This is a genomic window from Pseudomonas sp. BN606, assembly GCF_029873115.1.
Classification (GTDB): Bacteria; Pseudomonadota; Gammaproteobacteria; order Pseudomonadales; family Pseudomonadaceae; genus Metapseudomonas.
On the sequence record NZ_SSOF01000080.1, the window covers coordinates 1 to 16,194 of the forward strand.

The following is a 16,194-nucleotide window of genomic DNA, read 5'->3' on the forward strand; positions in this document are numbered from 1 at the left end:
AGGCGCATTCTACAGCGTTGAAAGTCGCTGTCAACACCTCGGCGATCATCTTCTGGCCGACCTCTCGGAAGACCGAAGCGACAAGCACTACCACCGCCTGCCGATCACCTCTCCCTGCGCCTAACTACAGCTAAGTGCTTGATTTTCAAGCCTTTCCGCTGCTTCGTCGCTGGGAGAGGTGCGCATTATAGGGATGCAAAATCTGCCGTCAACACCTTTCTGAAATTATCTTCAAACCGCCCTTTCTACTTATATAAGGTCGGTTAGATAACTTCCTCCTTGCGTAGGGCCTCCACCTGTTCCGCCGCCAAGCCCAGTACGCGCTGCAGCACTTCCTGAGTGTGCTCGCCGAGAAGGGGGGGAGGCATGCGGTATTCCACAGGCGTTTCGGAAAGGCGCAATGGACTGGCAACTTGGGGGACGACACCTGCCAAGGGATGTTCTAGTTCGACACGAAGACCACGCGCTAGAACTTGGGGATCGGAGAAGACTGCCGCCAGGTCGTTGATTGGCCCACAGGGAACACCGACTTCTTCCAGTGCGCTGACCCACTGAGCCGTCGTCTTGAAGACAGTGGCCTGGCGAATGAGCGGAATCAGCTCGGCGCGATGTGCCACGCGAGCCTTGTTGGTTGAAAAACGCGAGTCGTCCGCCCACTCCCGATGACCGGCGACCTCGCAAAACTTTCGGAACTGGCTGTCGTTACCCACGGTGAGAATGAAGTCCCCATCCGCAGTCGGGAAGTCCTGATAGGGCACGATGTTCGGGTGGGCATTACCCAGACGCTTGGGCGGATTGCCCGTGGTCAGGTAGTTCATCGCCTGGTTGGCGAGGCAGGCCACTTGTACGTCGAGCAAGGCCATGTCGATGTGTTGGCCCTTGCCGCTGATATCCCGGGAGGACAGTGCAGCCAGCATCGCCACCGAGGAATAGAGCCCGGTGAGAATGTCGGTTAGCGCTACACCCACCTTGACCGGACCGGCACCATCTTCCTGATCGGAGCGGCCGGTAATGCTCATCAACCCGCCCAAACCCTGGATCATGAAGTCGTAGCCGGCACGCTTGGCATAGGGGCCAAACTGGCCAAACCCGGTGATCGAGCAATAGATGAGGCGTGGGTTGATGGCTTTCAGCGACTCATAGTCCAGCCCGTAGGCCGCCAAGCCGCCTACCTTGAAGTTCTCAATGAGAATGTCGGACTTTGCCGCCAGTTCACGAACCAGCTTCTGGCCTTCGGGGCGCGTGAAGTCGACAGTAATCGACTGCTTGTTGCGGTTGGCCGAAAGAAAGTAAGCCGCTTCACTGGTGTCCCGGCCATCGGCTCCCTTGAGGAAGGGCGGCCCCCAGGCACGGGTGTCATCACCGGAGCCTGGTCGTTCGACCTTGATTACCTCGGCCCCCAGGTCCGCGAGGATCTGGCCGGACCAGGGTCCGGCCAACACGCGAGAGAGATCGAGCACACGGATATGGGAGAGAGCGCCAGCCATGGTGTCACCTGAGTTCGTGAAGGGACTCGGGCCTCTCTATATGTAGAGAGGCCCGGCCTGAGGTCAGAAGAACGCCTGGATGCCAGTCTGTGCACGGCCAAGGATCAGCGCGTGGACGTCGTGGGTCCCTTCATAGGTGTTCACCACTTCCAGGTTGACCAGGTGACGGGCCACGCCGAACTCGTCGGAGATGCCATTACCGCCAAGCATGTCGCGGGCCATACGAGCGATGTCCAGCGCCTTGCCACAGGAGTTGCGTTTCATGATCGAGGTGATTTCCACCGCGGCGGTGCCTTCATCCTTCATCCGACCAAGGCGCAGGCAGCCTTGCAGTGCCAGGGTAATCTCGGTCTGCATGTCGGCCAGCTTCTTCTGGATCAGCTGGTTGGCTGCCAGCGGGCGGCCGAACTGGTTACGGTCCAGCACATACTGGCGCGCGGTGTGCCAGCAGGCTTCGGCGGCACCCAGGGCGCCCCAGGAGATGCCATAGCGAGCGGAGTTCAGGCAGGTGAACGGACCACGCAGGCCACGCACATCCGGGAAGGCGTTCTCTTCCGGTACGAAGACGTTGTCCATCACGATCTCACCGGTAATGGAAGCGCGCAGACCGACCTTGCCGTGAATCGCCGGAGCGGACAGGCCCTGCCAGCCCTTCTCGAGTACGAAGCCGCGGATCTCGCCGGCATCATCCTTGGCCCAGACGACGAAGACGTCGGCGATCGGGCTGTTGGTGATCCACATCTTGTTGCCGGTCAGGCGGTAGCCGCCATCGACCTTCTTGGCGCGGGTGATCATCGAACCCGGATCGGAACCGTGGTTCGGCTCAGTCAGGCCGAAGCAGCCGATGTATTCGCCGCTGGCCAGTTTCGGCAGGTACTTCTGCTTGGTGGCTTCATTGCCGAACTCGTTGATCGGCACCATCACCAGGGAAGACTGCACGCTCATCATCGAGCGGTAGCCGGAGTCGATGCGCTCGACCTCACGGGCAATCAGGCCGTAGCACACATAGTTCAGGCCACTGCCGCCGTAGGCTTCCGGGATGGTTGCGCCGAGCAGGCCGGTCTCGCCCATCTCGCGGAAGATCGCCGGATCGGTCTGCTCATGGCGGAAGGCTTCCAGCACACGCGGTGCCAGCTTGTCGGCGGCGAACTGCTGGGCACTGTCACGCACCATGCGCTCTTCTTCGGTGAGTTGCTGATCCAGCAGCAGCGGGTCGATCCAGTTGAAGCTTGCTTTGGCGGCCATGGGGAGTGTCCTCGGTAAGCGGAGTTCAGGGGCGGGCCATCGCGGGCCACTGCCTTATTAGTGTTGACGCATCCTAGACAGCCTAGGTCGGATCAGACAAACGAGGATTTCGCATGCTGTTGTGCTAATTTCTCACTCCGAAAAGCCAAAGCACCCTATTTCAAGCCAGCACTTGTGATGCAGAGGTACAGTATGCGTCGGAAGATCCCCAGCACTGCCGCCCTGGTCGCCTTCGAATCCGCTGCCCGCCATCAGAGTTTCACCAAGGCCGCCGATGAGCTGGCACTGACCCAGAGTGCAATCTGTCGTCAGGTCGCAGGACTGGAGGAATTCCTGGGACTGGAGCTGTTCCGGCGCTCCCGGCGTGGCGTGAAGCTCACTGAAGCCGGCCTGGCCTATTCCCGTCGCATCGCCGCCCAGCTCGATGCGGTGGAGCGCGACACCCTCGCGGTAATGGGCCAGCAGGGCGCGATGACGGTGGAGCTGGCCATCGTGCCGACGTTCGGTACCCAGTGGCTGGTTCCCAGGCTGAAGGGCTTCCAGCGCCTGCACCCGGAGGTAACGGTCAACCTGACCAACCGCACCCGCCCCTTCCTCTTCGCCGACACTGATTTCGATGCCGCTCTCTACTTTGGCGATGCCGAATGGTCAGGCACTCGCGCCGATTTCCTGATGCACGAACACTCGGTTCCGGTGTGCAGCCCGGCCTTGCTTGAAGGACACGGCAGCCTGGAACCCGATGCCATCGCCCGCCTGCCCCTGTTGCAGCAGACTACGCGCCCCTATGCATGGCGCCAGTGGTTCAGCTCCCAGGGTATGAATGTCGCCCGCGATCTCAGCGGCCCGCGCTACGAGCTTTTCTCGATGCTTGCCCAGGCCGCCATGCATGAAATGGGGGTGGCGCTGATCCCACCCTTCCTGATCCAGCGCGAACTGGCCGACGGTCGCCTGGTAATTGCCCATCCCCACAGTTTCCGCAGCGACAAGGCCTATTACCTGATCATTCCCGAGCGCAAGCTCGAATCCGCCGCCCTCGGCGCCTTCCGCGACTGGCTGGTTGAAGCCGCCCGTACGTATCGAAGCGGGGCCGGTCTGGAGTGAGCTGTAACCACCAGTAGCACCGACCAACCATCTCCCGCACGTCGAACGACCTAAAGCCCTTCCCTGCCCCTCGCACAGCGTCCGCATCACCCACTCGGGTGATAGATGAAATCGCCCGTTCAGGCAGTTATGGCGGGAGGTAGCGCTGATTAGCATGAGGCCTCCCAAGACCCGCTCTGGAGAGCCGCATGACAACAAGAACAATGCGCGGAATCTTCCGGCCGCACACGCTGGCCGCCGCCATCGCCCTGGGCTGCAGCGCCCAGGCCTCTGCCATCACATTCAACATTGGTGAAATCGAAGCCCAGTTCGACTCCTCCCTCTCGGTCGGCGCCAGTTGGGCAGTGCGCTCACCGGACCCGGAATTCATCTCCACCGCCAGCGGTGGCGAGGCACTTTCGCGTACCTCGGACGACGGCCGCCTGAACTTCAAGAAAGGGGAGACTTTCTCGAAGATCTTCAAGGGCATTCACGACCTGGAGCTGAAATACGGCGATACCGGCGTCTTCCTTCGCGGCAAGTACTGGTATGACTTCGAGCTGAAGGACGAACACCGACTCTTCTACGACATCGACGACCACAACCGCAAAGAGGGCGCCAAGTCCTCCGGTGCGCAGCTGCTCGATGCCTTCCTCTATCACAACTACAACCTGGGCGACCTGCCGGGGAGCTTCCGTGTCGGCAAGCAGGTGGTGAGCTGGGGTGAAAGCACCTTCATCGGCAACAGCATCAACTCGATCAACCCGATCGACGTGGCCGCCTTCCGCCGTCCCGGCGCCGAGATCAAGGAAGGCCTCATCCCGGTCAACATGATCTATGTGTCGCAGAGCCTGACCGACAGCCTCTCCGCCGAGGCCTTCTATCAACTGGAATGGGACCAGACGGTGGCCGACAACTGCGGCACCTTCTTCTCCACCTCGGACGTGGTGGCCGATGGTTGCGTCGACCGCCTGGTAGTCAACGGCCCCGATCTGCCGCCCGGCGTTTCAACCAACACCGGCGCCACGCTCTACATCCCCCGCGCCGGAGACCGTGACGCCCGGGACAGTGGCCAATTCGGCGTCGCCCTGCGCTGGTTCGTGCCGGAGATGAACGATACCGAGTTCGGCGCCTACGCGATGAACTACCACAGCCGCGGCCCGATCTTCAGCACCATACGCACCCGAACGCCAAGCGCGGCGATCATTCCCGGCGCCCCCGGCGCGCGCTACTTCATCGAGTACCCGGAAGACATCCGCCTCTATGGCCTGAGCTTCCAGACCAACGTCGAAGGCACTTCGCTGGCCGGCGAAGTCAGCTTCCGGCCGAACATGCCATTGCAGCTCAACAGTACCGACCTCTCCTTCGCCGCCCTTGGCGTGCCCAACTCACCAATCTTCGAAAGCGGCCATTCCCGCAATCGTGCAGGTGAAGAGCTGCATGGATATGTGCGTAAGCCGGTTACCCAGGCCCAGGTCACTGCCACCCAGTTCATCGACCAGGTCATGGGCGCAAGCCGTCTGACCCTGGTAGGCGAGGTGGGCTACAACCACATCGGCGGCCTGAATGACGACATCGGCGAACTGCGCTACGGCCGCGACCCCATCTACGGCCCCGGCCAGCTGTCCTCCCGGGCCGTGTGCCTGGCGCTCACCGCCGCCAGCCCCCAGCAACGCGAGTGCAACGACAAGGGTTTCTACACCAGCAGCTCCTGGGGCTACCGCGCCCGCGCCAGCCTTGAGTACAGCAACGTCATCGCCGGTATCAACCTGACCCCGAGCGTCGCCTGGTCTCACGACGTCGACGGCTACGGCCCGAACTTCAACGAAGGCTCCAAGGCCATCAGCGTCGGCCTCAATGCCGAGTACGCGAACACCTATACCGCCAGCCTGTCGTACACCGACTTCTTCGGCGGCCACTACAACGTGACCACTGACCGCGACTTCGTCGCCCTCAGCTTCGGCCTCAACTTCTGATCACAAGGATTCCCGCAATGAAGAGAAGCATCCTGCAAAGTGGCGTCCTGGTCCTCAGCCTGCTCGCCGCCAACGTCATGGCCGCCGTCAGCCAGGAAGAGGCAGCGCAGCTCGGCAACAGCCTCACTCCGCTGGGCGCGGAGAAAGTCGGCAATTCCGATGGCAGCATTCCGGCCTGGACCGGTGGCCTGCCCACCAACGCTGCAGTGGTCGACGCCAACGGCTTCGTCGGCAACCCCTATGCCAGCGAGCAGCCGCTGTTCACCATCACTGCCGCCAACGCCGAGCAGTACAAGGACAAGCTGTCCCCCGGGCAGATGGCGATGTTCAAGCGCTACGCCAGCACCTACAAGATTCCGGTCTACCCCAGCCATCGCAGCGCCGCCGCGCCCCAGGCGATCTACGACGCGGCGAAGCAGAGCGCCATCAATACGCAGCCGGTGGATGGCGGCAACGGCTTGTCCAACTTCGCCGACAGCCACTACTACGCGTTCCCGATTCCCAAAGATGGCGTGCAGGTCCTGTGGAACCACATCACCCGCTACCGGGGCGGCAACGCCCGGCGCCTGGTGGTCCAGGCCACGCCGCAAACCAACGGTTCCTTCACGCCGGTGCAGTTCCAGGACGAGGTCGCCTTCCCCGCGGACATGAACGAGCTGGACAAGGCGAAGTCGGCCAACGTGCTGCTCTACTTCAAGCAGCGCGTGTTGGCACCATCGCGCCTCGCCGGTAACGTACTGCTGGTCCACGAGACCATCGACCAGGTCAAGGAACCGCGTCTGGCCTGGCTCTACAACGCCGGCCAGCGCCGCGTGCGTCGTGCCCCGCAGGTCGCCTACGACGGTCCGGGCACCGCCGCCGACGGCATGCGCACTGCCGACAACTTCGACATGTTCTCCGGTGCACCGGATCGCTACGACTGGAAGCTGATCGGCAAGAAGGAGATGTACATCCCCTACAACAGCTACAAGCTGGAATCGCCCAATCTCAAGTACAAGGAGATCATCCAGCCGGGCCACCTGAACCAGGACCTGACGCGCTACGAGCTGCACCGTGTGTGGGAAGTGGTCGCCACCCTGAAACCCAACGAGCGGCACATCTACGCCAAGCGTCACTACTTCATCGACGAAGATAGCTGGCAGATCGCCTATGCCGATCATTACGACGGCCGCGGCCAGCTCTGGCGCGTAGGTGAAGGTCATGCCAGCTACCACTACCAGCGCCAGGTCAGCACCTACGCGGTGGAGGCCCTCTACGACATCATCGCCGGACGCTACATCGCTCTCGGGCTGAAGAACGAAGAGAAGCACGGCATCGAGTTCGGATTCGCCGCCACCGGCGCCGACTACACCCCCGCCGCCCTGCGCAACGCAGGCATCCGCTGAGCACTTCGGACGCCCCGCCAAGCGGGGCGTCCGTTTCCTGCCCATGCCCGTTATGGCGCTGCATAAGCGCTGTCCATGCTGCTTCTAGCCCACCGATTGGCCAACTAGTCTGCGAGGGTCCGGTTCATCCATAACAACAACGCAGTGAGAACCGCCCCATGCCCCGCTCCGGCCAGACATCGCCTGTCCTTCCGTCTCGCCTGCCGCGACTGCCGCCGGCCCACATTCCACGCCCCAGGCTGGTCGACAGCCTAGCCGCCCAAGATGCCCAGCTGCGCCTACTCTGCGCTCCCGCCGGCTTCGGCAAGAGCGTCCTGCTCAACGAATTCCTCCGTGCCCAGACCGAACCCGGCCTGATCATCTGGATCAACCTCGCCGGCCAACCACTTACCCCGGAACAGCTGCTCGCCGAGCTCGCCACCGAACTCGGCGAAGGTGTTCCCGCGCTGCCTGCCGCCCAGGCACTGCAACAACTGCTGGCCCATCGCGGCGAATGCACCTGGCTGGTCCTGGACGACTACCCGGGCCATCCGCCGGCCGGCCTCGATGACTGCATCGACCAACTCCTCGCTCGCGCCCTGCCGGGACTACGCCTCCTGGTCAGCGTGCGCCAGCGTCCAGCCTGGAACCTTCCGCGCCTGCTGCTGGCGGGCGAGCTGCTGGAACTGGACGCACCCCAACTGGCGCTCGATCGCCAGCAACACGAGCAACTGGTGGATCAGCTCGCACCGCAGACCAGCGCCGCCCTGCGCGAGGAGCTCTGGCAAGAAACCGAAGGCTGGTGCGCCGGTGTACGCCTGCACCTGTCCGGCAAGGCACCGTCCAGCGCCAGTGGCAATCACTGCTGGCTCAAGGAATACCTGGACCACGAACTGCTTAACCGCCTGAGCCCGGAAGAAGCGGCCTGTCTGTTCGCCCTGGCACACCTGCCGAAGGTTTCCGCCGAGCTTTGCCAGCACCTCTGGGAGGACAGCGACGGCGCCGAGCTCTTCGAGCGTCTGCTGGCGCGCCAAGCCTTCTGCATGCCCCTGGACGAACACGGCACTTGGTACCGGGTGCTCCCCGCCGTAGCACGCACCCTGCGCAACCGCATCAGCGAAGCGGCAGCTACACGCCTGCATCTCAGCGCCTGTCGCATGTTCATCGCCGCCGGCCAGGTGGAAGACGCAATCGAACAGGCGCTCTGCGCTGGCCAGCCGGAAGCGGCGGCCAACTACCTGGAACGCCTCGGCCAGGAATGGCTGACCGGCGAACAGCACCTGGCCCACCTCCTGGAATGGCGTGCGCGCCTTCCCGCCGCGCTGCTGGAGAGCACCCCGCGCCTGCTCAGCCTGAACGCCTGGGGACTGCTGATCTCCTGGCGCCTGGACGAAGCCGAAGCCTGCATCACCAAGCTCGGCCACTTCCTGCCGCAGCCAACCGCCCTGCGCAACCGCAAGTTGCTGGCCAACAGTCAGGCCCTGCATGGCGTGCTCGCGGCCCTGCGCAGCCAGGACATAACCAGTGCGCGGCAACACTGCCGCGAGGCCCTGGCACACCTGCCCGAGCACGACTGGATGCCCATTCTGTTCTGCTACTCCAGCCTGGCGCGGGTGGCCATGGCCAGTGGTGCTCCCGAGGATGCACCGCACTATCTGCACAAGGCCCTGGAGATTGCCCGCCGCCACGGCAGCCTGCTCTTCGAAGTGCTGATCAACCTCGACCGCATTCGTCTGCTCCTTCTGCGCGGCGAGTTCGGCCGCGCGCAGACTCTGCTGCAGCAGAGTTTCGCGTTGATCGGCCAGCGTAAGCAGGTCGACAGCCTGATGCTCGGGCGCCTGTATCTGATCCAGGCCGAGCTGCACCTGGTCGCCGACCGCCTGGACGACGCCGAGCGCACCTTGCATGCAGGCCTGGAGCAGGCCCAGGGCTGTCTCGACCCTTTCGCCTTGCACGGTTTCCTCGGCCTCGCGGAGCTCCGTGCCCGCCGCGGGCAGTTCGACCAGTCCTATCAGGAACTGCGCGAGGCCGAACGGCAGATGCATTGCCGCCAGGTCTGGCGCTACGCATACAGCGGCGTGTTGAACCTGCAAGGCATGCGTGTGCTTGCGCGCCAAGGCCGCTGGGATCGAATCGAACCTGTCGCCCTGCGCATTCAGCGTTACTTCGTCGGCGACTGCGCCTGGATGGCGCCACTCGACTACCCCACCCTACCCCTGCGTAATCAGTTGCTGCTGGCTCGCGCGCAACTGGAGTCCGGTCGCGCCGAGCAGGCCGAAGCCCTGCTGCAGCCATTGCTGGAGCGCTGTCAGGCGCTCCAGTTCGCGCCATTGGCTTGCGAAGTACGCCTGGCCCTGGCCGCTGCCTGGCGTGCGCTCGACCGTGCCGACTCCGGCCCGCTGCAACGCCAGGCGCTGGAAGAGGCCGAACGCCTGGGTATGCATGGGCTGCTGCGCGACTATCCGCGCTGTGACAACGCAGCGACCATCGACGGCGACCCGGTGAGCCTGCTCAGCCAGCGCGAGCGCGCCGTGCTGCAGCTGCTGGCCGAGGGCTTTTCCAACCAGGAGATCGGCGGCTACCTGTTCATCTCGGTCAATACGGTGAAAACCCATACCAAGAAGATCAACAGCAAACTCGGCGTAAAACGCCGTACCCAGGCAGTGATGCGCGCCAAGACCCTCGGCTTGCTGGTGTGAGCCCCGGTAGCGTGCGCCGCGCGCATCGGAACCCCGCTGGTGCGCATAGTGCACCCTACGGCCAGCCCCAGGGTCTGGACTGACAACCCGCGACAATATGGCGCAGCCCGCGAGGCGACTGGCCTGTGCGCGGACTACGCTTCTCCCGGAAAACAGCAAAAATCCAATTCCTGACCCTGTAGTCAACCATTCTCAAAAACTACAGAACGCCCATTTTCCGCAGCCTTATGGCAACTATTAAAAAGTCTGATTAACGGTGCTCCAGCCATTAACGGCAGGATGTTGCGGACTGCAAGCCTGTACTGGCGCTGCTTTGATGGATAGTCATTCAGGACCGGGATACAACCGGCCCCTGTCTCGACAGGACAAATGCTCTTCTCGCCAAGGGCGGCGAGGCCTGGAATGGAAACCGGGATGAGCGGGTCGGAATATGACTTGTAGTTATTTCAGCGTTTTACTCCAGAACTGCTTGAAGGCCTTGCGGTTCCGATTGCAGAATGCCGCGCCACCAAGGTTTCGGCCGTTGCGGTACCAGGCTGTTGAAAGGCGGATTCGCCTCGCCAGAGCACCACACGCAGTGCACTGGTTCACCAGATCGATCACGCAGGAGATTTGAAGTGCACATCGGTGTTCCTCTCGAAACCCACGCCGGGGAGACGCGGGTTGCCGCGACACCCGAGACCATCAAGAAGCTGGTGAGCCAAGGCCACCAGGTGACGGTGCAAAGCGGTGCCGGCGTCAGCGCCAGCATCCCGGACAGCGCCTTCGAAGCCGCTGGCGCCACCATCGGCAACGACTCTGCTGCCTTCGGCGCCGACCTGGTGTTGAAAGTGGTCGCCCCGACCGAGGGCGAGTTGGCGCACATGCGCGCTGGCGCCGTACTGGTTGGCATGCTCAACCCCTTCAGCAACGAAGTCATCGCGCGCATGAACGCTCGTGGCATCACTGCCTTCGCCCTCGAAGCCGCGCCGCGTACCTCCCGCGCCCAGAGCCTCGACGTGCTGTCGTCCCAGGCCAACATCGCCGGCTACAAGTCCGTGCTGCTGGCGGCCCACCACTATCCGCGCTTCATGCCGATGCTGATGACCGCTGCCGGTACCGTGAAGGCCGCGCGCATCCTCATCCTCGGCGCCGGTGTGGCAGGCCTGCAGGCCATCGCCACCGCCAAGCGCCTGGGTGCTGTGATCGAGGCTTCCGACGTACGTCCGGCGGTGAAGGAACAGATCGAGTCCCTCGGCGCCAAGTTCGTCGATGTTCCCTTCGAGACCGATGAAGAGCGCGAATGCGCCCAGGGTGTCGGCGGTTACGCCCGCCCGATGCCGGCTTCCTGGATGGAACGCCAGGCCAAGGCCGTGCACGAACGCGCCAAGCAATCCGACATCGTCATCACCACCGCGCTGATCCCGGGCCGCAAGGCGCCGACCCTGCTCCACGAGGCCACCGTCGCCGAAATGAAGCCGGGCTCCGTGGTCATCGACCTGGCAGCCGCCCAGGGCGGCAACTGCCCGCTGACCGAAGCTGACCAGGTCGTGATCAAGCACGGCGTGACCATCGTCGGCCACAGCAATCTGGCCGCCATGGTGCCGGCGGACGCCTCCGCCCTCTATGCGCGCAACCTGCTGGACTTCCTCAAGCTGGTCATCGACAAGGACGGCCAGTTCCATCTCAACCTCGAAGACGACATCGTCGCCGCGTGCCTGATGTGCCGCGACGGCCAGGTCGTCCGTAACAACGGCTAAGGGGAAGCGGACATGGATCTGATTTCAGACGGCATCTACAACCTGATCATCTTCGTGCTGGCCATCTATGTCGGCTACCACGTGGTGTGGAACGTCACCCCTGCCCTGCACACCCCGCTGATGGCCGTGACCAACGCCATCTCGGCGATCGTGATCGTCGGCGCCATGCTGGCCGCCGCCCTCACCGTCACCCCGCTGGGCAAGGCCATGGGCACCCTGGCCGTGGCACTGGCCGCGGTCAACGTCTTCGGTGGCTTCCTCGTCACCCGACGCATGCTGGAAATGTTCAAGAAGAAAGCGCCGAAAGCGCAGGCGGAGAAGCACTGACCATGAGCATGAACCTGATCACTGTTCTCTACCTCGTCGCCTCGGTGTGCTTCATCCAGGCGCTCAAGGGCCTGTCGCACCCGACTTCGTCGCGTCGCGGCAACCTGTTCGGCATGGTCGGCATGGCCATCGCCGTGCTCACCACTGTCGGCCTCATCTATAAGCTCGGCGCCGAGCTGGCCACCCAGGGCATCGGCTACGTGATCGTCGGCCTGCTGGTCGGCGGCACCGCCGGTTCGATCATGGCCAAGCGCGTCGAGATGACCAAGATGCCGGAGCTGGTCGCCTTCATGCACAGCATGATCGGTCTGGCCGCGGTGTTCATCGCCATCGCTGCAGTGGTCGAGCCGCAGTCGCTCGGCATCGTGGCTGCCCTGGGCGACGCCATCCCGGCTGGTAACCGCCTGGAACTGTTCCTCGGCGCAGCCATCGGTGCCGTCACCTTCTCCGGTTCGGTAATCGCCTTCGGGAAGCTGTCCGGCAAGTACAAGTTCCGCCTGTTCCAGGGTGCCCCGGTGCAGTTCGCCGGCCAGCACAAGCTGAACCTGGTGGTCGGCCTGGCCATCATCGGTCTGGGCCTGTACTTCACCTTCACTGGCAACATCGCAGCCTTCGCCCTGCTGGTGGCGCTCGCCTTCGTCATCGGCGTGCTGATCATCATCCCGATCGGCGGCGCCGACATGCCGGTGGTGGTGTCGATGCTGAACAGCTACTCGGGCTGGGCCGCAGCTGGTATCGGCTTCTCGCTGAACAACTCGATGCTGATCATCGCCGGCTCCCTCGTGGGCTCCTCGGGCGCGATCCTCTCCTACATCATGTGCAAGGCGATGAACCGCTCCTTCTTCAACGTCATCCTCGGTGGCTTTGGTGCCGAAGCTGACGCTGGTGCCTCGAGCGGCAGCAAGGAACAGCGTCCGGTGAAGTCCGGTTCGTCCGACGACGCCGCCTTCCTGCTGACCAACGCCGACAGCGTGATCATCGTCCCCGGCTACGGCCTGGCGGTGGCCCGTGCCCAGCACGCGCTGATGGAGCTGTCCGAGAAGCTGAGCCACCGTGGCGTGAACGTGAAGTACGCGATCCACCCGGTTGCCGGCCGTATGCCGGGCCACATGAACGTCCTGCTGGCCGAGGCCGAAGTGCCGTACGAGCAGGTGTTCGAGATGGAAGACATCAACTCCGAGTTCGGCCAGGCCGACGTGGTACTGGTGCTCGGTGCCAACGACGTGGTCAACCCGGCCGCGAAGAACGATCCGAAGTCGCCCATCGCCGGCATGCCGATTCTGGAAGCCTTCAAGGCCAAGACCATCATCGTGAACAAGCGTTCCATGGCCAGCGGCTACGCCGGCCTGGACAACGAACTGTTCTACATGGACAAGACCATGATGGTGTTTGGCGATGCCAAGAAGGTGATCGAGGACATGGTCAAGGCTGTCGACTGATCCTGTTCCGCGATATCAGGAACCCCGGCCTTGTGCCGGGGTTTTTGTTTACCTGGCGCATACCTTTTTGTGGGAGCGAATTCATTCGCGAATGAATTCGCTCCCACAAGGATTAACACGGCTCGGCAAGCGAACCGACAAAAGGCCCTGAATAGAGCCATCTCTTCGACCTTGGTATAGAAGTCGGGCGCCCCGCCAGCCCCTAGACTGCGCGGCTCCTACCCCGTTGCCCGAGGTTTTCCCGATGTACTCTGATCGCGTGCGCCTGTCCTCCCTGCTGGGCAAGGTGATGAGTGCGGCCGAGGCCGCTGCCCTGATCGAAGACGGCATGACCGTTGGCATGAGCGGCTTCACCCGTGCCGGTGAAGCCAAGGCCGTGCCGCAGGCGCTGGCCGTGCGCGCCAAGGAGCAGCCCCTGCGGATCAGCCTGATGACCGGCGCGAGCCTCGGCAACGACCTCGACAAGCAGCTCACCGAAGCCGGTGTGCTCGCCCGGCGCATGCCGTTCCAGGTGGACAGCACCCTGCGCAAGGCGATCAACGCCGGCGAGGTGATGTTCATCGACCAGCACCTGTCGGAAACCGTCGAGCAGCTGCGCAACCACCAGCTCAAGCTGCCGGACATCGCAGTCATCGAAGCTGTGGCCATTACCGAAGAAGGCCACATCGTGCCGACCACTTCCGTGGGCAACTCCGCCAGCTTTGCGATCTTCGCCAAGCGCGTGATCGTCGAGATCAACCTGGCGCACAACCCCAACCTGGAGGGCCTGCACGACATCTATATCCCGACCTACCGGCCGACCCGCACACCCATTCCGCTGACCCGCGTGGACGACCGCATCGGTGGCACCGCCATCCCGATCGACCCGGCGAAAATCGCCGCCATCGTTATCACCGAACAGCCGGATTCCCTGTCCACCGTGCTGCCGCCGGATCACGAAACCCAGGCCATCGCCGACCACCTGATCGACTTTTTCAAGCGTGAAGTGGAAGCCGGGCGCATGAGCAACAACCTGGCGCCGCTGCAGGCCGGCATCGGCAGCATCGCCAACGCCGTGATGTGCGGCCTGATCGAGTCGCCCTTCCAGGACCTCACCATGTATTCCGAGGTGCTGCAGGACTCCACCTTCGACCTGATCGACGCCGGTAAGCTGCGCTTTGCCTCCGGCAGCTCCATCACGCTGTCCGCGCGCCGCAACAGCGATGTCTTCGGCAACCTGGAGCGCTACAAGGACAAGCTGGTACTGCGCCCGCAAGAAATCTCCAACCACCCGGAAGTGGTAAGGCGCCTGGGAATAATCGGCATCAACACCGCGCTCGAGTTCGACATCTACGGCAACGTCAATTCGACCCACGTGGGCGGCACGAAAATGATGAACGGTATCGGCGGCTCCGGCGATTTCGCCCGCAACGCCCACCTCGCCATCTTCGTCACCAAGTCCATCGCCAAGGGCGGTGCCATTTCCAGCGTGGTGCCCATGGTCAGCCATGTGGACCACACCGAGCACGATGTGGACATCCTCGTCACCGAGCAGGGGCTGGCCGACTTGCGTGGCCTGGCGCCCCGCGAGCGTGCGCGGGCGATCATCGACAACTGTGTGCACCCGGATTTCCGTCAACCGCTACAGAACTACTTCAGCGCGGCTTGCGCCAAGGGCGGCCATACCCCACATCTGCTGCGCGAAGCCATGTCCTGGCATATCAATCTGGAAGAAACCGGGCGGATGCTGGCCAACTGATCTGGTATGAGCAAAACAGTTATGGGCTTGTAACCTTTGATTCTGACAAAAAGGTCAAAAAACAGTTTCTAAAAAACCGGAACTGTACCGTTCAAAAAACCTGCCTTTCGTTTATTACACAGGAAAAACTACGGTTTCCCGCTGGATCACGAGCGATTCAACGGGATACCCATACAGTTGCGCTCAATTTCAGCAAAACAGTTGATAAGCATGCTAATAAAGACCAACACAATTTAGAGCAACTGTGACTACAGTCGCGGCTGTTCCGGGTAGATCATAGGCACCAGTTGATAACCAAGCCCCGTCACAAGCGGGAAGGACCTGCCGCCATGGAACGTACCCTCAGTTCCGACCTGATTTTCGAAAGCGCCGAACAATCCCCGAAATCCTCGTGGGCCCTGCGCACTATCTCCACCCTGCTGCTGTGGCAGCGCCGCATCGCCAGCCGTCATCAACTGGCCATGCTGGACCACCGCCTGCTGGCTGACGCTGGCATCAGCGAAGCCCAGCGCGAAGCCGAACTGAACAAGCCCTTCTGGCGCTAAGCAGTTCACCGGGCCAAGCGGCCCGACAGCAACACCCCAGACAGAACCCGTCGCCGCCCGCGACGGGTTTCGTCGTTTCTGGACCCTGGAATTTTCAATTTTTGCCGGGTGCGCCATGCGCGGCAGTGCAGGAATGTCAGTCTGTACAGCGCGCCCTACGCTCAGCCCTTCAGTGGTTTCGACACAGCTGACGCGAATCAGACCAATACAGTTCACAACAAGAGCAATCTGATGCAGCACAATTCAATCTCACTGTGACTGCACAGTTTTCCTGCGGGACGTGATCATGTCATTCCATAACCCATCCCCGCCCTGCCGCGGGAAGGACAAGCGCCATGGACCGCACCCTCACTGCCTCCGCCCAGTTCCAGACCATCAGCCCGCGTACGCATTGGTACCTGCGACTGTTCGCTACCATCGCCCTGTGGCGGCGCAACGCCCGCACGCGGCACCAGCTCGCGCAGCTGGATTCCCGAGCGCTGGCAGATGTGGGTATCAGTCCGAGCGACCGCTATCAGGAACTGGAGCGCCCCTTCTGGCGCTAGCACACGCACC

Annotated in this window: 12 protein-coding genes; 10 read left to right on the top strand and 2 right to left on the bottom strand. The window is 62.8% G+C overall.

The features are described from left to right. Nucleotides 1–263: 263 nt before the first annotated feature. The gene (locus E8E75_RS22690) at nucleotides 264–1,487 is read right to left on the bottom strand and encodes a CaiB/BaiF CoA-transferase family protein (RefSeq protein ID WP_120653725.1); all 1,224 of its coding nucleotides are present in this window, start codon (nucleotides 1,485–1,487) and stop codon (nucleotides 264–266) included. Between the two features lie 63 nt (nucleotides 1,488–1,550). Then, a complete protein-coding gene (locus tag E8E75_RS22695) occupies nucleotides 1,551–2,732 on the bottom strand; it encodes an acyl-CoA dehydrogenase (RefSeq protein WP_120653726.1) in 1,182 nt (393 codons plus the stop codon). Nucleotides 2,733–2,924: 192 nt separating this feature from the next. On the opposite strand from E8E75_RS22695, the gene E8E75_RS22700 reads away from it, so the two are divergent. The 10 genes from E8E75_RS22700 to E8E75_RS22745 all read left to right on the top strand — a co-directional run bounded on the left by E8E75_RS22700 (nucleotide 2,925) and on the right by E8E75_RS22745 (nucleotide 16,184). After that, nucleotides 2,925–3,833, top strand: coding sequence for a LysR family transcriptional regulator (locus tag E8E75_RS22700; protein WP_120653727.1), 909 nt, complete (start codon nucleotides 2,925–2,927; stop codon nucleotides 3,831–3,833). 188 nt (nucleotides 3,834–4,021) lie between these two features. Next, nucleotides 4,022–5,788, top strand: coding sequence for a DUF1302 domain-containing protein (locus E8E75_RS22705; protein WP_120653728.1), 1,767 nt, complete (start codon nucleotides 4,022–4,024; stop codon nucleotides 5,786–5,788). Between the two features lie 17 nt (nucleotides 5,789–5,805). Further along, complete coding sequence (locus E8E75_RS22710; protein WP_280359810.1) at nucleotides 5,806–7,173, top strand: DUF1329 domain-containing protein; 1,368 nt, start codon at nucleotides 5,806–5,808, stop codon at nucleotides 7,171–7,173. A gap of 158 nt (nucleotides 7,174–7,331) precedes the next feature. Continuing rightward, nucleotides 7,332–9,851: a LuxR C-terminal-related transcriptional regulator gene (locus E8E75_RS22715; RefSeq protein ID WP_280359811.1), complete on the top strand. Its 2,520-nt coding sequence runs from the start codon at nucleotides 7,332–7,334 to the stop codon at nucleotides 9,849–9,851. A 617-nt stretch (nucleotides 9,852–10,468) separates the two neighbouring features. Beyond that, complete coding sequence (locus tag E8E75_RS22720; protein WP_120653730.1) at nucleotides 10,469–11,590, top strand: Re/Si-specific NAD(P)(+) transhydrogenase subunit alpha; 1,122 nt, start codon at nucleotides 10,469–10,471, stop codon at nucleotides 11,588–11,590. 12 nt (nucleotides 11,591–11,602) lie between these two features. Continuing rightward, nucleotides 11,603–11,917, top strand: coding sequence for an NAD(P) transhydrogenase subunit alpha (locus E8E75_RS22725; RefSeq protein ID WP_016490057.1), 315 nt, complete (start codon nucleotides 11,603–11,605; stop codon nucleotides 11,915–11,917). A 2-nt stretch (nucleotides 11,918–11,919) separates the two neighbouring features. Beyond that, on the top strand, nucleotides 11,920–13,356 hold the full coding sequence (locus tag E8E75_RS22730) for an NAD(P)(+) transhydrogenase (Re/Si-specific) subunit beta (protein WP_120653731.1): 1,437 nt from the start codon (nucleotides 11,920–11,922) through the stop codon (nucleotides 13,354–13,356). A gap of 244 nt (nucleotides 13,357–13,600) precedes the next feature. Continuing rightward, nucleotides 13,601–15,094, top strand: coding sequence for an acetyl-CoA hydrolase/transferase family protein (locus tag E8E75_RS22735; protein ID WP_153919422.1), 1,494 nt, complete (start codon nucleotides 13,601–13,603; stop codon nucleotides 15,092–15,094). A gap of 329 nt (nucleotides 15,095–15,423) precedes the next feature. Then, nucleotides 15,424–15,639 carry a DUF1127 domain-containing protein gene (locus tag E8E75_RS22740; protein ID WP_028627123.1) on the top strand — a complete coding sequence of 72 codons (216 nt, stop codon included), beginning with the start codon at nucleotides 15,424–15,426 and terminating at the stop codon, nucleotides 15,637–15,639. Between the two features lie 335 nt (nucleotides 15,640–15,974). After that, the gene (locus E8E75_RS22745; protein ID WP_120653733.1) at nucleotides 15,975–16,184 is read left to right on the top strand and encodes a DUF1127 domain-containing protein; all 210 of its coding nucleotides are present in this window, start codon (nucleotides 15,975–15,977) and stop codon (nucleotides 16,182–16,184) included. Nucleotides 16,185–16,194 lie beyond the last annotated feature (10 nt).